Source organism: Citrobacter sp. Cf072, assembly GCF_030334485.1.
In the GTDB taxonomy this organism is placed as follows: Bacteria; Pseudomonadota; Gammaproteobacteria; order Enterobacterales; family Enterobacteriaceae; genus Citrobacter; species Citrobacter freundii.
In genome coordinates this window covers 671,377-688,782 of record NZ_JAOWDX010000045.1, presented here as the reverse complement: position 1 = coordinate 688,782, position 17,406 = coordinate 671,377, and the positions used below count along the sequence as shown (strand labels likewise).

General features: G+C 52.2%; 15 protein-coding genes and 1 pseudogene. 6 read left to right on the top strand and 10 right to left on the bottom strand.

Annotation, left to right across the window (positions count from 1 at the left end; genetic code table 11):
- Window positions 1-28 precede the first annotated feature (28 nt).
- The 4 genes from OGX66_RS15630 to OGX66_RS15615 all read right to left on the bottom strand — a co-directional run bounded on the left by OGX66_RS15630 (window position 29) and on the right by OGX66_RS15615 (window position 5,173).
- Complete coding sequence (locus OGX66_RS15630; RefSeq protein WP_046670355.1) at window positions 29-1,609, bottom strand: FGGY-family carbohydrate kinase; 1,581 nt, start codon at window positions 1,607-1,609, stop codon at window positions 29-31.
- Window positions 1,610-1,662: 53 nt separating this feature from the next.
- Window positions 1,663-2,613, bottom strand: coding sequence for an ABC transporter substrate-binding protein (locus tag OGX66_RS15625; RefSeq protein WP_003034057.1), 951 nt, complete (start codon window positions 2,611-2,613; stop codon window positions 1,663-1,665).
- Window positions 2,614-2,686: 73 nt separating this feature from the next.
- On the bottom strand, window positions 2,687-3,670 hold the full coding sequence (locus OGX66_RS15620; RefSeq protein WP_003034055.1) for an ABC transporter permease: 984 nt from the start codon (window positions 3,668-3,670) through the stop codon (window positions 2,687-2,689).
- Between the two features lie 3 nt (window positions 3,671-3,673).
- Window positions 3,674-5,173, bottom strand: a complete 1,500-nt coding sequence (locus OGX66_RS15615) for a sugar ABC transporter ATP-binding protein (protein WP_003034052.1) — start codon at window positions 5,171-5,173, stop codon at window positions 3,674-3,676.
- A gap of 464 nt (window positions 5,174-5,637) precedes the next feature.
- Between OGX66_RS15615 and fucI the strand changes: the two genes are divergently transcribed.
- The 4 genes from fucI to fucR all read left to right on the top strand — a co-directional run bounded on the left by fucI (window position 5,638) and on the right by fucR (window position 10,164).
- Window positions 5,638-7,413, top strand: a complete 1,776-nt coding sequence (fucI, locus tag OGX66_RS15610) for an L-fucose isomerase (protein WP_003034050.1) — start codon at window positions 5,638-5,640, stop codon at window positions 7,411-7,413.
- A gap of 122 nt (window positions 7,414-7,535) precedes the next feature.
- Window positions 7,536-8,954 carry an L-fuculokinase gene (fucK, locus tag OGX66_RS15605; protein WP_270922689.1) on the top strand — a complete coding sequence of 473 codons (1,419 nt, stop codon included), beginning with the start codon at window positions 7,536-7,538 and terminating at the stop codon, window positions 8,952-8,954.
- Window position 8,955: 1 nt separating this feature from the next.
- Entirely contained in the window at window positions 8,956-9,378 is a 423-nt protein-coding gene (gene fucU / locus OGX66_RS15600) for an L-fucose mutarotase (RefSeq protein WP_003840383.1), read from the top strand.
- Between the two features lie 57 nt (window positions 9,379-9,435).
- Complete coding sequence (gene fucR, locus OGX66_RS15595) at window positions 9,436-10,164, top strand: L-fucose operon activator (RefSeq protein ID WP_044713418.1); 729 nt, start codon at window positions 9,436-9,438, stop codon at window positions 10,162-10,164.
- Window positions 10,165-10,199: 35 nt separating this feature from the next.
- Here fucR and rlmM read toward each other — a convergent pair whose 3' ends face one another.
- The 4 genes and pseudogenes from rlmM to OGX66_RS15575 form a co-directional block, all read right to left on the bottom strand.
- Window positions 10,200-11,300, bottom strand: a complete 1,101-nt coding sequence (rlmM, locus tag OGX66_RS15590) for a 23S rRNA (cytidine(2498)-2'-O)-methyltransferase RlmM (RefSeq protein ID WP_003034040.1) — start codon at window positions 11,298-11,300, stop codon at window positions 10,200-10,202.
- Entirely contained in the window at window positions 11,293-11,688 is a 396-nt protein-coding gene (locus OGX66_RS15585) for a DUF423 domain-containing protein (RefSeq protein ID WP_003034037.1), read from the bottom strand. Before OGX66_RS15585 ends, rlmM begins: the two co-directional genes overlap by 8 nt.
- Before the next feature lie 18 nt (window positions 11,689-11,706).
- A pseudogene (gene gcvA / locus OGX66_RS15580) lies at window positions 11,707-12,623 on the bottom strand (glycine cleavage system transcriptional regulator GcvA).
- A 363-nt stretch (window positions 12,624-12,986) separates the two neighbouring features.
- A complete protein-coding gene (locus OGX66_RS15575; protein ID WP_003840386.1) occupies window positions 12,987-13,214 on the bottom strand; it encodes a YgdI/YgdR family lipoprotein in 228 nt (75 codons plus the stop codon).
- 192 nt (window positions 13,215-13,406) lie between these two features.
- Here OGX66_RS15575 and csdA point away from each other — a divergent pair, with 192 nt between their 5' ends.
- Window positions 13,407-14,612 (top strand): cysteine desulfurase CsdA, encoded by a 1,206-nt coding sequence (gene csdA, locus OGX66_RS15570; protein WP_003840388.1) that lies wholly within the window; start codon window positions 13,407-13,409, stop codon window positions 14,610-14,612.
- Window positions 14,612-15,058 carry a cysteine desulfurase sulfur acceptor subunit CsdE gene (csdE, locus tag OGX66_RS15565; RefSeq protein ID WP_003846500.1) on the top strand — a complete coding sequence of 149 codons (447 nt, stop codon included), beginning with the start codon at window positions 14,612-14,614 and terminating at the stop codon, window positions 15,056-15,058. The genes csdA and csdE overlap by 1 nt, the downstream gene beginning before the upstream one ends.
- A 77-nt stretch (window positions 15,059-15,135) precedes the next feature.
- Here csdE and tcdA read toward each other — a convergent pair whose 3' ends face one another.
- On the bottom strand, window positions 15,136-15,942 hold the full coding sequence (tcdA, locus tag OGX66_RS15560) for a tRNA cyclic N6-threonylcarbamoyladenosine(37) synthase TcdA (protein ID WP_003846496.1): 807 nt from the start codon (window positions 15,940-15,942) through the stop codon (window positions 15,136-15,138).
- Between the two features lie 109 nt (window positions 15,943-16,051).
- Entirely contained in the window at window positions 16,052-17,149 is a 1,098-nt protein-coding gene (mltA, locus tag OGX66_RS15555) for a murein transglycosylase A (RefSeq protein WP_003034021.1), read from the bottom strand.
- Window positions 17,150-17,406 lie beyond the last annotated feature (257 nt).

Sequence of the window (17,406 nt, the reverse complement as noted above, 5' to 3'; positions counted from 1 at the left end):
AATCATAAAAGTATTTTAAACTTTTGTCTTACTGCATAAGTTGGTTAATCGCCTGCTGCTGATCCCACAGCATCAGATAAGCCTGGTATTTGCGATCATAGAAGTTCCGCCGCGCCGGGTTCGCCTTAATCACCTCGCCCGATCGAACCATCGCCCGGCATGCGGACGGTATAGTTGCCCACGCGCCGCATGCTACCGCGCCAGTGATAGCCGCACCTAACGTCACCGCATCCTCTTCCTGCATAAGATGAATATCGCATCCGGTAGCATCGGCATATTCTCTCATCCACAGTGGGTTATGCGTTGCGCCGCCGCACAGCGTCAGTCGGGAAATGGTGTGACCGTTTTCACGCATCACTTCCATAATATGCCGCGTACCGCAGGCGATCGCCTGTAATGTCGCCAGGTACAGGCGAGCTACCTGCATCTCACCTCGTTCCAGCGTCAAACCACAGATGCTGCCTCGAGCATCGGGCCGTGCGCGCGGCGAACGATTACCGTGGTGATCGGCAAGCACATGCAGATAACGACCAGGCTCAGACTCCTGCTCCTCAAGTGCGGCAACCCATTCATTAACTAAAACAATGGGATGGCAGCCCCGGGCCTCAGCTTTGTGAAACAGCTCAGCACTGGCTCCTGATTCCTGAAGCGTCCAGTCGACTAACGCCCCAGCAGCACTCTGCCCCCCTTCCGTCAGCCAGTAGCCTGGCAGCATGGCTGACCAATAAGGCCCCCAAACACCTGGCGTATGAATTTCCTGCTCGCTGCACAGCATATGGCAATTTGACGTTCCGCTAATCAGCGCCAACGTCCCCTCAGGCTCAACCCCGGCAAGCGCAACTCCGCCAGCATGGGCATCAATCATACCGCTGGCGACGACCACTGCAGTCGTCAGCCCCAGCGCCTGGGCCGAATCGCTGCTAAGCGTTCCAACGCCAGCGCCTGGCGGAAGAATACGCGACGGGATTTTGCCCAACAAATCCGTTAATCCAACGGCGTCGAGCAGGGAGTGGCTGAAGCGTTGTTCATGTGCCAGATAGTTCCATTTACAGGTCAGCGTGCACAGTCCTGCAACATCATTAGCGGTAGCTTTAGAGACCAGAAAGTCCGCCAGATCGTAGAAGCGATGTGCGCTCTCCCAGGTGGCTGGAAAATGTTTTTTCAGCCATAGCACTTTGGGAAGCTCCATTTCGACGCTGACTTCACCGCCAACGTAGCGTAGAGACGGATCCTGCGTGGCGTTAATACGCTGCGTCTCCTGCGACGCACGATGATCCATCCACATGATGATGTTATGGTCTGACGGTTCGCCTGGTGAAACCGCCAGGCCCCGCCCCTGTTCATCCAGTACCACCAATGAACAGGTGGCATCAAATCCCAATGAGCGAATATCCTCAATACAAACCCCGGATGACGACACCGCCTCCTTCACTGCCTGGCAAACCTGCTGCCAGATTTCTGCAGATGACTGCTCAACCCGCTCAGGACCGGGTCGAAACTGCGAGATGGGGCGTGTCGCAAAAGCCAGCCGTGTGCCACTGGCATCAAAGACACCAGCCCTGACGCTGGCGGAACCGACATCCACACCGAGGAAATATCCACTGCCCATAGTAACTCCCTGACGCTGGCTAATGATGGGGCGAGCACCTCGCCCCAACGGTCTTATTTTTTACCAAATGGGTGTAACAATTTGTCAATTTCCGGGGTATCAATGTTCTTCGCACTGACAAATTTCACCGGAATATCAATCTCTTTCGGTACAGACTGACCCGATACCGCTGCATTCAGCGTCTTGATACCCTGGTAGCCAATCTGATAAGCGTCCTGCACCACAAATCCCTGAATCACTCCGGACTTCAGGAAGGCAATAATTGCCTCTGTGCTATCAAAACCAATCACTTTCACTTTGCCTTTCAGGTTCTGACTATCAATAGCGTTTGCAACGCCCAGCGTTGAACCTTCATTCGTGCCATAAATCCCTGCAATATCAGGATTGGCCTGGATCATATCGATGGTTTTATCCATCGCCTTTTGCGGATCGCCATCACTGTACTGGACCGGTAGCACCTGAATATCCGGATATTTCTCCTTCATACGGGCAATAAACCCTTCCGAACGCTCAATCGCTGAGGAGGTCCCCGCTACGTGCGCAATAATGCCAACTTTTCCTTTGCTGCCCACTTCCGCTGCCAGTGCGTCTGCGGCTTCTGCACCGGCTTTACGGTTATTCGTGGCGACAAAGCTCACCGGAATATCGGAATTCACGCCGGAGTCAAACGTCACAACTTTAATGCCGCGTGAATTTGCGGTCTCTACTAATGGCGCAAGCGCGTTGGCATCTAACGCTGCCAGTAATAATCCATTGGGTTTTTGCGCCATCGCGTTTTCAACCAACTGAATCTGCTCAGCAATTTGAGTTTCATCCGCCGGACCAACATAGCTGGTTTTATCGCCCAACTCTTTTGCTGCCGCTTCCGTCCCCATTTTTACGGTTTGCCAGAATTCATGCTGGAAACCTTTACTGACCACCGGAAGGTTCATATCTTTAGCCAATACGCTGGATGTCATACAGGCCAGCAGGGATAACGCATAGACAAAATTCCTGGTTCTCATTGTTTTACTCCGTTCTGAGTGAGTCACCCTAAACGTCAGGGTTATGATGCCCCGTGACTTCCGGGAGCGTAAATCAACGAATTTTTTTGCGTAATGTATCGAGATAAACCGCGGCAATGACAACCACACCCATGGCTACCATTTGCCAGAACTGGGAGACGCCCATCAGGTTCAGACCATTCTTCAGCACGCTCATAATGAATGCGCCGATGATCGTGCCGCCGATGGTGCCAATTCCGCCCATCAGGCTCGTACCGCCAATAACAACCGCCGCGATGGCTTCCAGCTCATACCCCACGCCGACCGTTGGTTGTCCTGAATTCAAACGAGAAGCCAGAATCACCCCGGCAATCCCAGTCAGCAGACCACAAAAGGCGTAGACGAAAATTTTGACGCGCTGAACTTTAATACCGGAAAGATGTGCGGCTACCTCATTGCTACCCACGGCGTAAACATAGCGACCAATCACCGTTTTCTTCAGGATGTAGGCGGCAATTAACGCCACCACCACCAGGTAAAAAACGGGATAAGGCAGCACATCAAACAAACGTCCCTGGGCCAGCATTTTGAAGGTGGGGTAATCAGCGAAATAAATCGCACGACCATCGGTCATCACCATATTGATGCCTCTGACTGACATCATCAGGCCCAGCGTGGCGATAAAAGGCGGGATAGTCATTTTGGTAACCAGCAGGCCGTTGATATAGCCGCATAATCCCCCGGCCAGCACCCCCGCCAGAATACATACGGGCAGAGGCAATCCCAGCGTGGCGCTGATGCCTACCGCAACACCAGAAAAGGCCACTACCGAGCCAAGAGAAAGATCGATTCCTGAAGTGATAATGACAAAGGTAACGCCAATTGCCATGATGCCAATCACTGACGTTTGCAAGGCAATTGTCATGATGTTTTCAGTGTTAAAGAAAAATGGCGAACCAAAACTAAAAAATATTACTAAAATAATCAGACTCAAAAGCGGCGCAAGGCGCATTAAAAGTTCTTTGTTAATTTTTATTTTCTTATTATTGCTGTCTGAAGAGGTTACAGAGATAGTCATAAATTAGTCCTCTAACGTCGCGTATTGCATGATTTTTTCTTGTGTGGCGTCATCAGAAGCTAACTCCCCGGTAATACGTCCATTACGCATAACCAAAATGCGATCGCACATACCCAGCACTTCCGGTAATTCAGAGGAAATCATGATAATTGACTTCCCTTTTGCCACCAGTCGATTCATTAATTCATAAATTTCAAGTTTGGCCCCCACATCAATACCGCGAGTGGGTTCGTCAAAGATGAGAATATCGGTATCTTTACATACCCATCTGGCAATAATAATTTTCTGCTGATTACCGCCACTTAAATTCAGTGCAGCCTGCTCTAAATGTGGTGTTTTAATCCGTAGAGCTTTAACCTGTTCCTCGCTGGTTTTCTGACAACGTTTGCTGTCCACATTGCCATAGCGGTCAGAATATTCAGGATAATTGCCCAACATAATATTACGCTCAACGGACAGTCCTAATGCCAGCCCCTCTTTTTTTCTGTCCTCGGTTAAATAGCTGATACCCTGTTGGATAGCATCAGGAATATCTTTAATTACCGTCACTTTTCCGTTTAGCTTGAGGGTACCGCCATCAATGGGATCCGCGCCAAAAATCGCCCGCGCCAGCTCGGTACGCCCTGCGCCCATCAGACCGGCAAAGCCCAATATTTCGCCCTGATACAGGGTGAAATCAATGTTGTTCAGTACACCATTGCGAGTCAGACCGCTGACTTCCAACACCGGCTTACGTTGAGCCAAAGGTCCACGGCGAGGATAGATATTGCCGAGGTCCCGCCCAACCATCATGGCAATCAGGTCGCTAATTTTAACCGCATCATAATCTACAGTGGCAATAAACTGACCATCACGCATCACCGTAGCGCGATCGGCTATCAGCGCCAGTTCTTCCAGTCTGTGCGAGATATAAACAATGCCCGTTCCCTGTTCTTTCAGCAAACGGGTCACCTGAAATAAGCTGTCGATTTCCGTTTCCGTCAGTGCCGCCGTCGGTTCATCCATAATAAGGATCTTAGCATTCACCGATATCGCTTTAGCAATCTCAACCATTTGTTGTTGCGCGACGGTCAGATCGGCCACCAGCGTTTCTGGGGAGATATTCAGGTTTAATTTTTGCAAAATATCGATAGCAGCCTGTCGCTGTTGTTTTTCATCCAGACGCCAGCGGTTATTTTTGCAAAACTCCCTGCCAATAAAAATATTTTCTTCTACCGTGAGTTCAGGGAAAAGATTAAATTCCTGGTGAATAATCGTGATACCTGCGCTTTGTGCGCTCAACGGGTTCGCAAAAGAAACAGATTGCCCTTCAAAAATAATATCTCCTTCATCAGGCTGATAAACACCGGATAAAATCTTCATTAACGTAGACTTTCCTGCGCCATTCTCACCCAGCAGCGCATGAACCTCGCCTTTGCGTAAAGCAAAATCCACATTACTCAACGCTAATACGCCGGGAAAACGTTTCGTAATATGACTCATCTGTAAAAATGTTTCAGACATTGCTGCTTTCCTCAATATACAGAAACTGCAATCAGTGAATCAGGCGAAAAAAGGTTGCCAGGAAGCCATCGTCACCGTTAATGCGAATGCTACTTATACGTTCATATGCGTTTTATCAATCATGCTAACTCGAGTTAGCGAAGTGCCTTTTAAAGCTATTTTAGCTACTCAAATTAGCCAAATCATTTGGTTTAAATCTGTGACGCTGAACAAACAATTTATTGCAAATACTTAATTTAAAAGAATTTATACAAAAATATGCGTTCTGGTTTATTTGACACAGATCGAATTTTAACCACTTCTCGTGAAGCCTCTCACAGTTCCACAACAAAAAAGTTGTGCAAAAAACTCTCTAATACCTAAGCTAACTCGAGTTAGCAAAAATGAGTTATTCAGCCAACTGCGACGGTGGTGTTCAACATCCGCTTTTGCAGCACGGCATAAAGTGAGATGAGGAACCTCGAATGAAAAAAAATAGCTTACCGAAAATTGGCATTCGTCCGGTGATTGATGGGCGCCGTATGGGTGTTCGTGAATCGCTCGAAGAGCAAACCATGAATATGGCTAAAGCCACCGCTGCGCTGATCGCTGAGAAACTTCGTCACGCCTGCGGCGCGCAAATTGAATGTGTCATTGCCGACACCTGTATCGCCGGGATGGCGGAATCTGCCGCCTGCGAAGAAAAATTCAGCAGCCTGAATGTGGGCGTGACCATCACAGTGACCCCATGCTGGTGCTACGGTAGCGAAACCATCGACATGGATCCAATGCGGCCGAAAGCTATCTGGGGTTTCAACGGTACAGAACGTCCGGGGGCCGTTTATCTGGCCGCCGCGCTGGCTGCGCATAATCAAAAAGGACTTCCTGCCTTCTCTATTTACGGCCATGACGTACAGGACGCCGGCGACACCACGATCCCTGCCGATGTGGAAGAAAAATTGCTGCGCTTTGCCCGCGCGGGCTTAGCCGTCGCCGGTATGAAAGGCAAAACCTACCTGTCCGTAGGCGGCGTTTCAATGGGCATTGCCGGCTCTATTGTCGATCATAACTTCTTTGAATCCTGGCTGGGAATGAAAGTTCAACCCGTTGATATGACCGAACTGCGTCGTCGCATCGACCAAAAAATCTATGACGAAGCTGAGCTGGAAATGGCGCTGGCGTGGGCGGACAAAAACTTCCGCTACGGTGAGGATCAGAACGCGCAGCAATATAAGCGCAACGCAGAGCAAAGCCGTGCGGTGCTGAAAGAGAGCCTGCTGATGGCCATGTGCATTCGCGACATGATGCAGGGTAACCAGAAGCTGGCCGACAAAGGTCGGGTTGAAGAGTCGCTGGGATACAACGCGATTGCCGCAGGCTTCCAGGGCCAGCGTCACTGGACCGATCAATATCCGAATGGTGATACCGCCGAAGCGCTGCTCAACAGCTCCTTCGACTGGAATGGCATACGCGAACCGTTCGTTGTCGCCACCGAAAACGACAGCCTGAACGGCGTGGCGATGCTGTTCGGCCATCAACTCACCGGTACGGCGCAGGTCTTTGCCGATGTGCGCACCTACTGGTCGCCAGAGGCGGTGGAGCGCGTCACGGGTAAACCGCTGACCGGCCTTGCTGAGCACGGCATTATTCACCTGATTAACTCCGGCTCGGCAGCACTGGACGGCTCCTGCAAACAGCGCGACGACGCAGGGAAACCGACCATGAAACCGCACTGGGAAATCTCGCAAAAAGAGGTCGATGATTGCCTGGCGGCAACCGAATGGTGTCCGGCTATTCACGAATACTTCCGCGGCGGCGGCTACTCCTCTCGCTTCCTGACCGAGGGCGGCGTGCCGTTCACCATGACTCGCATCAACATCATCAAGGGCCTGGGGCCGGTACTGCAAATCGCCGAAGGCTGGAGCGTGGAATTACCGGAAGATATGCATGACCAGCTCGATGCGCGCACCAACTCTACCTGGCCGACCACCTGGTTTGCCCCGCGCTTAACCGGTAAAGGCCCGTTCAGCGATGTCTATTCGGTTATGGCTAACTGGGGTGCAAACCACGGAGTGCTGACGATTGGTCACGTGGGCGCAGACTTTATCACGCTGGCCGCCATGCTGCGTATCCCGGTTTGCATGCACAACGTGGAAGACGAGAAAATTTACCGTCCTTCAGCCTGGGCAGCCCACGGAATGGATACGGAAGGCCAGGATTATCGCGCCTGCCAGAACTACGGTCCGCTGTATAAGCGTTAAACATCGAGCAATTGCCTGATGGTGGCGCTTACGCGTCTTATCAGGCCTACGAAGCGCACGGTTTTGTAGGCTGGATAAGGCGAAGCCGCCATCCGGCAATAGGTAATCTCCCAGGAGCAATTATGAAACAAGAGGTTATCCTGGTCCTCGACTGTGGCGCGACCAACGTGCGGGCCATAGCCGTTGACCGTCAGGGAAAAATTATCGCCCGCGCCTCTACACCCAACGCCAGTGATATTGCCGCGGAGAACGGTACCTGGCATCAGTGGTCGCTGGAAGCCATTTTGCAACGCTTCGCCGACTGCTGTCAGCGGCTCTCCACGCAACTGGCCAATTGCCGTATCTGCGGGATCGCCGTCACCACCTTCGGCGTAGACGGTGCGCTGGTCGATCAACACGGCAGGCAGTTATATCCGATAATCAGTTGGAAGTGCCCGCGAACCGCAGCAGTAATGGAAAATATCCATCGCTACATGTCACCGCAGCAGTTGCAGGAAATCTCCGGCGTCGGCGCGTTTAGCTTTAACACGCTGTATAAACTGGTGTGGCTGAAAGAAAACCATCCACAATTACTGGAACAGGCGCACGCCTGGCTGTTTATCTCATCGCTTATCAACCACCGTTTAACCGGCGAGTTCACCACAGATATCACCATGGCGGGCACCAGCCAGATGCTGAACATCCAGCAGCGCGATTTCAGTGATGACATTTTGCAGGCGACCGGCATACCGCGCCGACTGTTTCCACGGCTGGTGGAAGCGGGCGAACAGATTGGGGTACTGCAAAACGAGGCCGCCAGCCAGCTCGGGCTACCAGTGGGTATTCCTGTGATATCTGCCGGGCACGACACGCAGTTTGCGCTCTTTGGCGCAGGAGCTCAGCCAGACGAACCGGTGCTCTCTTCCGGTACATGGGAAATTCTGATGGTACGCAGCGCACAGGTGGACACCTCTCTGCTCAGCCATTATGCGGGTTCCACCTGTGAATTAGACAGTCAGGTCGGGCTGTATAATCCCGGCATGCAGTGGCTGGCTTCCGGCGTGCTTGAATGGGTGCGTAAGCTGTTTTGGACTGCCGAATCGCCCTGGCAGACGCTGATTGACGAAGCCCGGTCCATTCCTGCTGGCGCAGAAGGCGTCAAGATGCACTGCGACCTGCTGACCTCTCAGAATGCGGGTTGGCAAGGGGTTACGCTCAATACCACCCGCGGGCATTTTTATCGCGCCGCACTGGAAGGGCTGACAGAACAGTTGCAGCAGAATTTACACACGCTGGAAAAAATCGGTCATTTCCAGGCCACTGAATTGTTATTGGTTGGCGGGGGAAGCCGTAACGCATTGTGGAACCAGATTAAAGCTAATGTTCTCGGGATCCCTGTCAAAGTGCTGGATGACGCCGAAACCACCGTCGCAGGCGCCGCGATGTTTGCCTGGTCAGGCATTAGGGAATTTCCCTCACCGGAACAGGCCCGTGCACAGGTGCGCTACCAGTACCGTTACTTCTATCCGCAAACCGAATCCGAACTGACAGGAGTCGAGTAACATGCTCAAAACAATATCCCCCTTAATTTCCCCCGACCTGTTGAAGGTGCTGGCTGAAATGGGTCACGGCGATGAGATTATCTTTTCCGATGCTCATTTTCCGGCTCATAGCATGGGACCGCAGGTGATTCGCGCCGACGGCCTGCTGGTCAGCGACCTGCTGCAGGCGATTATTCCGCTTTTTGAACTGGACAGCTACGCCCCACCGCTGGTGATGATGGCCGCTGTAGAAGGCGACGCTCTCGATCCTGACGTCGAGGCTCGCTATCGACAGGCGCTTTCATTGCAGGCCCCCTGTCCAGACATCACGCGTATTGACCGTTATGCCTTTTACGAACGAGCGCAAAAGGCGTTTGCGATCGTTATCACAGGAGAGCGGGCAAAGTACGGGAATATTCTTTTAAAAAAAGGGGTAACGCCGTAATCTCTGGTCAGAATGCCCGTCTGGTACGGGCATTTATCATCAGATGAGGATCTGAACATGAAAGCGGCGCGCCAGCAGGCAATCGTAGATCTGCTTACCCACCACAAAAGCCTGACAACTGAAGCCCTGTCTTTGCAGCTAAACGTTAGCAAAGAGACCATCCGCCGCGATCTCAGTGAATTACAAACCCAGGGCAAGGTGCTACGCAATCACGGGCGGGCCAAGGCTATTCATCGGGAAAATCAGGACAGTGGCGACCCGTTCCATATACGACTAAAAAGCCACTATGCCCACAAAGCAAATATTGCCCGCGAAGCGCTGGCATGGATCGAAGAAGGTATGGTGATAGCTTTAGACGCCAGCTCAACATGCTGGTACCTGGCGCGACAGCTACCGGACATCAACATTCACGTTTTTACCAACAGCCAGCCCATCTGCCAGGAATTGGCTAAACGTGAACACATTCAGCTTATCAGCTCCGGCGGTCGCCTTGAGCGCAAATACGGTTGCTACGTTAATCCCTCGCTTATCTCGCAGCTAAAATCCCTCGATATCGACCTGTTTATTTTTTCCTGCGAAGGGATCGACAGCGACGGCGCGCTCTGGGACTCAAATGCAACCAACGCAGACTTCAAATCCATTCTGCTTAAGCGCGCATCGCAATCTTTATTGTTGATCGATAAAAGTAAATTTAATCGTTCGGGAGAGGCCAGAATTGGGCATCTGGATGATGTGACGCATATTGTTTCAGATACACAGCTGATTGAATCAATCCAGGCCGAATAGGGCGATTTCGCCGCCATCCGACCAGGATTGTAGCCTTATCGCTCGTCGCGACGACCGCCGACGGCCGCCCACAGACGACGTACGTGAACGGTTACTTCTTCACGGTCATGATACAGCTGACGCGCCTGAATTTGGGCATTTACGCCATGTTCATCAAGCTGGGCCTGAATGTAAGCCAGGTTCTGTGATACCTCTTCGTAGCGTTTTTTCATCGGCAGCTTGAGGTTGAATATTGTCTCACGACACCAGCCGTTGACCAGCCATTGTGCCATCAGCGCGGCAACCTTCGCCGGCTTCTCCACCATATCGCAGACCATCCACGAAATATTGTTGCGATTCGGACGGTATTTAAATCCGTCTTCACGCAGCCAGGTGACCTGTCCGGTATCCATCAGGCTTTGTGCCATTGGACCGTTATCCACCGAGTAAACCCACATGTTGCGTTTAACCAGCTGATAGGTCCATCCGCCCGGGCAGGCCCCTAAATCCACCGCATACATTCCGTTCGCCAGACGCTCATCCCATTCATCGGCAGGGATAAACACGTGCAGCGCTTCTTCCAGCTTCAGCGTTGAGCGGCTCGGCGCATCGGCCGGGAATTTCAGTCGCGGAATACCCATGTAGAACGGTGAGTTATTGTCAGGCCAGGAATAACCGGTATAACAACAGCCAGGGGCGATAAAGAAAACATGAACCACCGGACGTTTCGGCGTTTCATATTTTGCCAGTACGCCCGCTTCACGCAGCGCCGCGCGCAGCGGTACAGTAAATTTACGGCAGAACTTAACCAGCTCTTTGCTTTCATTGGTGTCGGCGACTTCGACACGCAGATCGCCACCCTTTTCCACCACGCCCTGCAGCATGCCAACGATCGGCGTAATGCGGTCTTCCGGCGGTAAATATTGCAGCAGTTCGCCCACCACAAACATTTGACGGGCAAAAATCAGTGAGCTAAACGGCAGCTCTTTCACTAGCTTTTCGGCATCATCCTGCTGATAGCATTCGAAGATGACGTAACCCGCATTGTCTTTCACGCGGGCAAAACCGAAGATTTCCCGGCGCCCTGCTTTATCCGTAATTTCTGCGGCGCACTCTTTTTCAAAACCCGGGCGACACAACAACACAACCTTATTCATGGCTAACGCCCTTACGTTTCAATCTAATAGCACCCACTAACATCAGCGCCCAGCCCACAAGGAAGCTGAAACCGCCGACGGGGGTAACAAACGCCCACAGGCGTAAATGAGAGAGCGCAAGGCAATACAGGCTGCCGCTAAACAGCACCGTTCCTAATGCCAGAAACACGCTACTCCAGTAAAACCAAATGCTAATGCGTCGCTGCATGGCGACGGCCAGGCCAAAGATAGCCAACGTATGGAACGCTTGATACTCAAGGCCAGTCTGGATCCACCCCATCTCAACGACACCGAGGGTTTTACTCAGAACATGTGCCCCAAAGGCACCCAACGCCACAAAGATAAAGCCACTTACGGCGGCAAAAATCAGCATAAAACGGCTGGTCATGTGAATACCCTACGTAAATTATTGTTCATAACGAAAGCGGAATTTTTCTTGTTCCGTGGCCGCTTTAGCCAAAATCCACTGACGGAAGGCGGCTATTTTACCCAGTTCTGCCTGACTGTCATGACAAACCAGATAAAATGCGTTTTTGCTGACCAGAACATCGTTAAACGGACAGACCAGACGTCCGGCTTCTATTTCGGACTGCGCCATGACGTTATTAGCCAGCGCAATCCCCTGTCCATGGATAGCAGCCTGTAGCACCATGGCGCTATGGCTGAAGATAGGTCCCTGCTGTACGTTGATATGATTCAAGCCAAGCTGGCCGTATAGGCTTGCCAGTCACGGCGCGACGCATCGTGCAATAATGTGTGTTTAGCCAGATCGTCGGGCGTCTTCAACGGTTTATCACCGGTGAGTAATAGCGGCGAGCAGACCGGCAATAAATATTCTGCGTACAATTTTTCAACGCGCAGACCCGGCCAGTTACCGCGTCCGTAGAAAATCGCCACATCTACATCGTCCGCCAGTTTGTCTTCCTGACGGTCCACCGCCTGGATCCTGACATCGATTCCCGGATAAGCTGAGTTAAAGCTAGAGAGTCTGGGCACCAGCCATTGGATCGCAAAACTGGGCAATAAACTGACGGTAAGTGCACCTTTTGCACTACGTGCCTGAAGTTTACGCGTCGCGTCGGTTAATTGCGAAAAAATCTCTTTGATGTCGAGGAAGTAGCTTTGGCCTTCTTCCGTTAACAGCAAAGATCGATTGCGTCGACGAAACAGCTTCAGCCCCAGGAAATCCTCAAGAGACTTGATTTGATGACTTACTGCGGCCTGCGTCACAAAAAGCTCTTCTGCTGCGCGAGTAAAGCTCAAATGACGCGCTGCAGCATCAAAAACACGCAACGCATTTAAAGGTGGTAATCGTTTTGACATGACTTTTAGGCTTTGATGTTAAATGAATTTAACAATTAGCTAACAGGCTGTAACCTATTAGTTTTTTTTATCTGAGCCATTATAAATTGTCCGTTGAGGTTCTACCAGCAAATACCTATAGTGGCGGCACTTCCTGAAGCCGGAACGAAAAGTTTTATCGGAATGCGTGTTCTGGTGGGCTTTTGGCTTACGGTTGTGATGTTGTGTTGTTGTGTTTGCAATTGGTCTGCGATTCAGACCATGGTAGCAAAGCTACCCTTTTTCACTTCCTGTACATTTACCCTGTCTGTCCATAGTGATTAATGTAGCACCGCCAAATTGCGGTGCTTTTTTTTGTCCGACTCTTTGTCGATGGATGACCGGTTAGTTATCCAGTTCTACCATCTCTTTCACGTCAGTGCGGTTAATCTGCTGTTTGTTGCCGTTAGCGTCTTTATACGAAATCATCCCCGTTTCATTATCGGTCTGTGGCTTACCGTCAGCTACGATTGATCGACCATCGTTGGTATGCATCACGTAATTCGAACCGGAACAGGCGCTCAGGGCAAAAGTCAGCATACAGGCAGAGATAATTGCGGCAGTCTTTTTCATCTTCTTCTCCTTAAAGCGATTTATGCTATTAAAAACACACTCCGTAACAGGCAAAATTGCTCGCCTAACGCTATTTAGCATAAGACACTGAGCGGGCTTTGCCAGGATATCCAGAGTATTCCGATGGTTAGCGCAACCCTTGTATCAATGCCCTTTTTGCGCCACGATCTGTTTACTGAACTGAGGAATACCATGAACGCTTTTAACCCCGCGCAGTTTCGCGCACAATTTCCCGCACTCAACGATGCTGGCGTCTATCTCGACAGCGCTGCTACGGCGCTGAAGCCACAGGCGGTGATTGAGGCTACCCACCAGTTTTATAGCCTGAGCGCCGGAAACGTCCATCGCAGCCAGTTTGCTGAAGCCCAGCGCCTGACCGCACGTTATGAAGCCGCGCGGGAAAAAGTCGCAAGCCTGATTAATGCACCGGATGAAAAAACCATCGTCTGGACCCGCGGCACAACGGAAGCGATCAACATGGTTGCTCAAAGCTATGCGCGTCCACGCCTTCAGCCGGGTGATGAGATTATCGTTAGCGCAGCGGAACATCACGCCAACCTCGTGCCCTGGCTGATGGTCGCGGAGCAAACGGGGGCTAAGGTCGTCAAACTCCCACTCACCCCCGATTTATTGCCAGACGTTGAGCGCCTCACGCAACTCATTACCCCGCGCAGCCGCATTCTGGCACTCGGGCAAATGTCGAACGTCACCGGTGGCTGCCCGGATCTGGCCCGCGCCATCACGCTCGCCCATGCGGCTGGCATGGTGGTGATGGTTGATGGTGCCCAGGGGATTGTCCATTTTCCTGCCGACGTACAACAGTTAGATATTGATTTCTATGCGTTCTCGGGCCACAAGCTGTATGGTCCAACCGGCATTGGCGTGCTGTACGGTAAGCCTGGATTACTGGAAGCTATGTCACCGTGGCTCGGCGGCGGAAAGATGATTAGCGAAGTCAGCTTCGACGGTTTCACCACCCAGGCAGCCCCATGGAAGCTGGAGGCCGGTACGCCTAACGTTGCTGGCGTTATCGGGCTAAGCGCAGCGCTCGAATGGCTGGCGGACGTCGACGTTGCACAGGCCGAAAACTGGAGCCGGGGTCTGGCGACGCTGGCAGAAGATGCGCTGGCGAAACGCCCCGGCTTTCGGTCCTTCCGCTGCCAGGATTCCAGTCTGTTAGCCTTTGATTTCTCGGGTGTTCATCACAGCGATATGGTTACGCTATTGGCCGAATATGGCATTGCGCTGCGCGCGGGGCAACACTGCGCGCAACCGCTACTGGCAGAACTGGGCGTATCCGGGACACTACGCGCCTCATTTGCCCCTTATAATACACAAAGCGATGTGGATGCGTTGGTCGCAGCCGTCGACCGCGCGCTGGAAATATTGGTGGATTAATGACAAGCCCTCTGTTCGCCGGACACCCGTTTGGCACAACCGTAACCGAAGAGACGTTATGCAATACCTTTATCCCGCTCACTCAGTGGGAAGATAAATATCGTCAGCTGATACTGCTGGGTAAGCAGTTGCCGGCACTTCCGGATGCGCTAAAAGCACAGGCCAAAGAAATCGCGGGCTGTGAAAACCGCGTCTGGCTGGGGCATACTCTTCATGAGAATGGCACTCTGCATTTCTTTGGTGACAGCGAAGGTCGAATAGTACGCGGGCTGTTGGCGGTATTACTCACCGCGGTCGAAGGTAAAACGGCCGCCGAGTTACTGGCGCATTCACCAATGGAATTATTTGACGAGCTGGGTTTACGCGCGCAGCTCAGCGCCTCGCGTAGCCAGGGGCTACATGCTCTGAACGAGGCAATTATCGAGGCTGCTCAGAAAGCCGGATGACGGCGCTGATGCGTCTTATCCGGCCTACAACACCGCACAAACCGTAGGTCGGATAAGCATAGTGCCATCCGACACAATCAGGGCTGGCGCGCCGCTTTGGCCATCATCTTCTTCAGCGCATGGGAGACGGCAACAAAACCAAAGGTGGCGGTCACCATCGTGGCCGCGCCAAACCCGGATGCGCAATCCATACGTTTCGGCCCTTCCGCCGTCGCTTTCATCGCACATACCGAGCCATCTGCCTGCGGGTACACCAGCGCTTCGGTCGAGAACACACAGTCCACGCCCAGCTTGCCTTTGCTGTTTTTCACCACGCCAAAATCGCTTTTCAGCCGTTCACGTAGCTTGGCCGCCAACGGATCCTGGATGGTTTTTGCCAAATCAACGACCTGAATCTGCGTAGGATCGATCTGTCCGCCCGCACCACCGGTGGTCACCAGCGGAATTTTGTTACGCCGACAGTACGCGATCAGTGCCGCTTTTGGGCGCACGCTATCAATCGCATCAATGACATACGAAAATCCAGCACTCATATATTCAGCAACGTTATCCGGCGTGACAAAATCATCGACCACGTTCACCCGGCACTCCGGGTTAATCTGGCGGATACGTTCAGCCATCACTTCAGCTTTTGCCAGGCCGACGTTATCGCGTAAAGCATGGATCTGGCGGTTAGTATTGGTGACACACACATCATCCATATCGATGAGCGTGATGGCGCCAATGCCGGTTCGTGCCAGCGCTTCCGCCGCCCATGACCCCACTCCGCCAATCCCAACCACGCAAACGTGCGATTGGGCAAACAGTTGCAGCGCATTTTCGCCATACAGACGCGCCGTACCGCCAAAACGCTGACGCCAGGCATCACTTATAACCACAGACATAACACCTCAAATTCATTAATACTACGCAGTATGGCTGCCGGATGGCGCTTCGCTTATCCGGCCTACGCGCTAATTTGTAGGCCTGATAAGGCTAGCCGCCATCAGGCAACTAGCCGCTAAATACGTTACCCGCACCCGGCGCGGTTTTCAGCACCCACACGCGTCCGTAGTGATTATACCACCCTGCACGGTGTCCGGCGTCTGCGCCAATACCCTGATAGATGTCGAAGTGCTGTCCTTTTATCGCCCCGCCCACATCCAACGCCACCATCAGACGCAGTTCGTACTGGCCGGTAAACTTGCCGTTATTGTCCAGTAACGGGACTTCCGCCAGTAACGTTGTGCCCGCAGGAATGATACTGCGGTCAGAAGCCACGGATGCGCGGCCAATCAACGGTACCGCGCTGGCCCCTTTCACCGGAGCAAAAGATTGTGGTTTAAAGAAGACAAACGATGGGTTCTGCTCCAGCAGCTCACGCACTTCGGCTTCGCTGTGCGTTTCACCCCAATGACGAATAGCCTGCATCGACATATCTTCTTTTTTCACTTCGCCACGGTCGATAAGCACTTTACCGATACTGCGATAGGCGTGGCCGTTTTTCCCGGAATAGCTAAAGAAGTTGAGCGGGCTGCCATCGCCAAAATCGATGTAACCACTGCCCTGAACATCCATAATGAAGTTATCCATCAGGGAGTTGCTGTATGCCAGAATATAATTGTCGCTTAGCGCGCCCGCGTAGATCTCGGCACGGGATGGTAAGCGCCCACGTTTTGGCGGCATACGATAGATAGGATACTGAAACTCGCCCTGGCGCGTATGCCGCGCCTGGATAACCGGCGTGTAGTAACCGGTAAACTGGACGTTACCGTAGTTGTCCGCCCCTTCCATTTGCCAGGCATCAATACCAAACTGACGCATACTGCGCGTATCACCGCCCGCGCGTAACCATTGCTGGATAGCGTTGTAGACGTTGCTCTGGTTACCGTACAAACGTGGCGAAGCGCTGCGAATTTGATTAACCTGCTCGGCGAAATCACCGGCATTGATTGGTGCGCCAACCGCATCAGGCTGGTTCACCAGTGAGAAAGGCTGGGTAAATTTCCCGTCTTTATACTGCTGCCCACGATCGGTGGGTTTTGAGGAACACGCGGCGAGCATCGCGACTACTGCTCCCGCCAGAAGATATTTTGCCCAACGTCCTTTCATTGTTCTCGTCTTATGTTGCCTGAATGCGAGACGAAGATAACAAACCCCCGAACCTAATGAAATGCGTATACATACCCGAACGCAAATTTTGAGCAAAAAATAATCCAGAATGCGTTGTTTTTGTTCATTTTCACCCTAAAAACGTGATCAAGGTGAAAAAAGGGTTGCATGAAAATGCGAGCAGAGTATAGTGCGCATCCACGGACGCGGGGTGGAGCAGCCTGGTAGCTCGTCGGGCTCATAACCCGAAGGTCGTC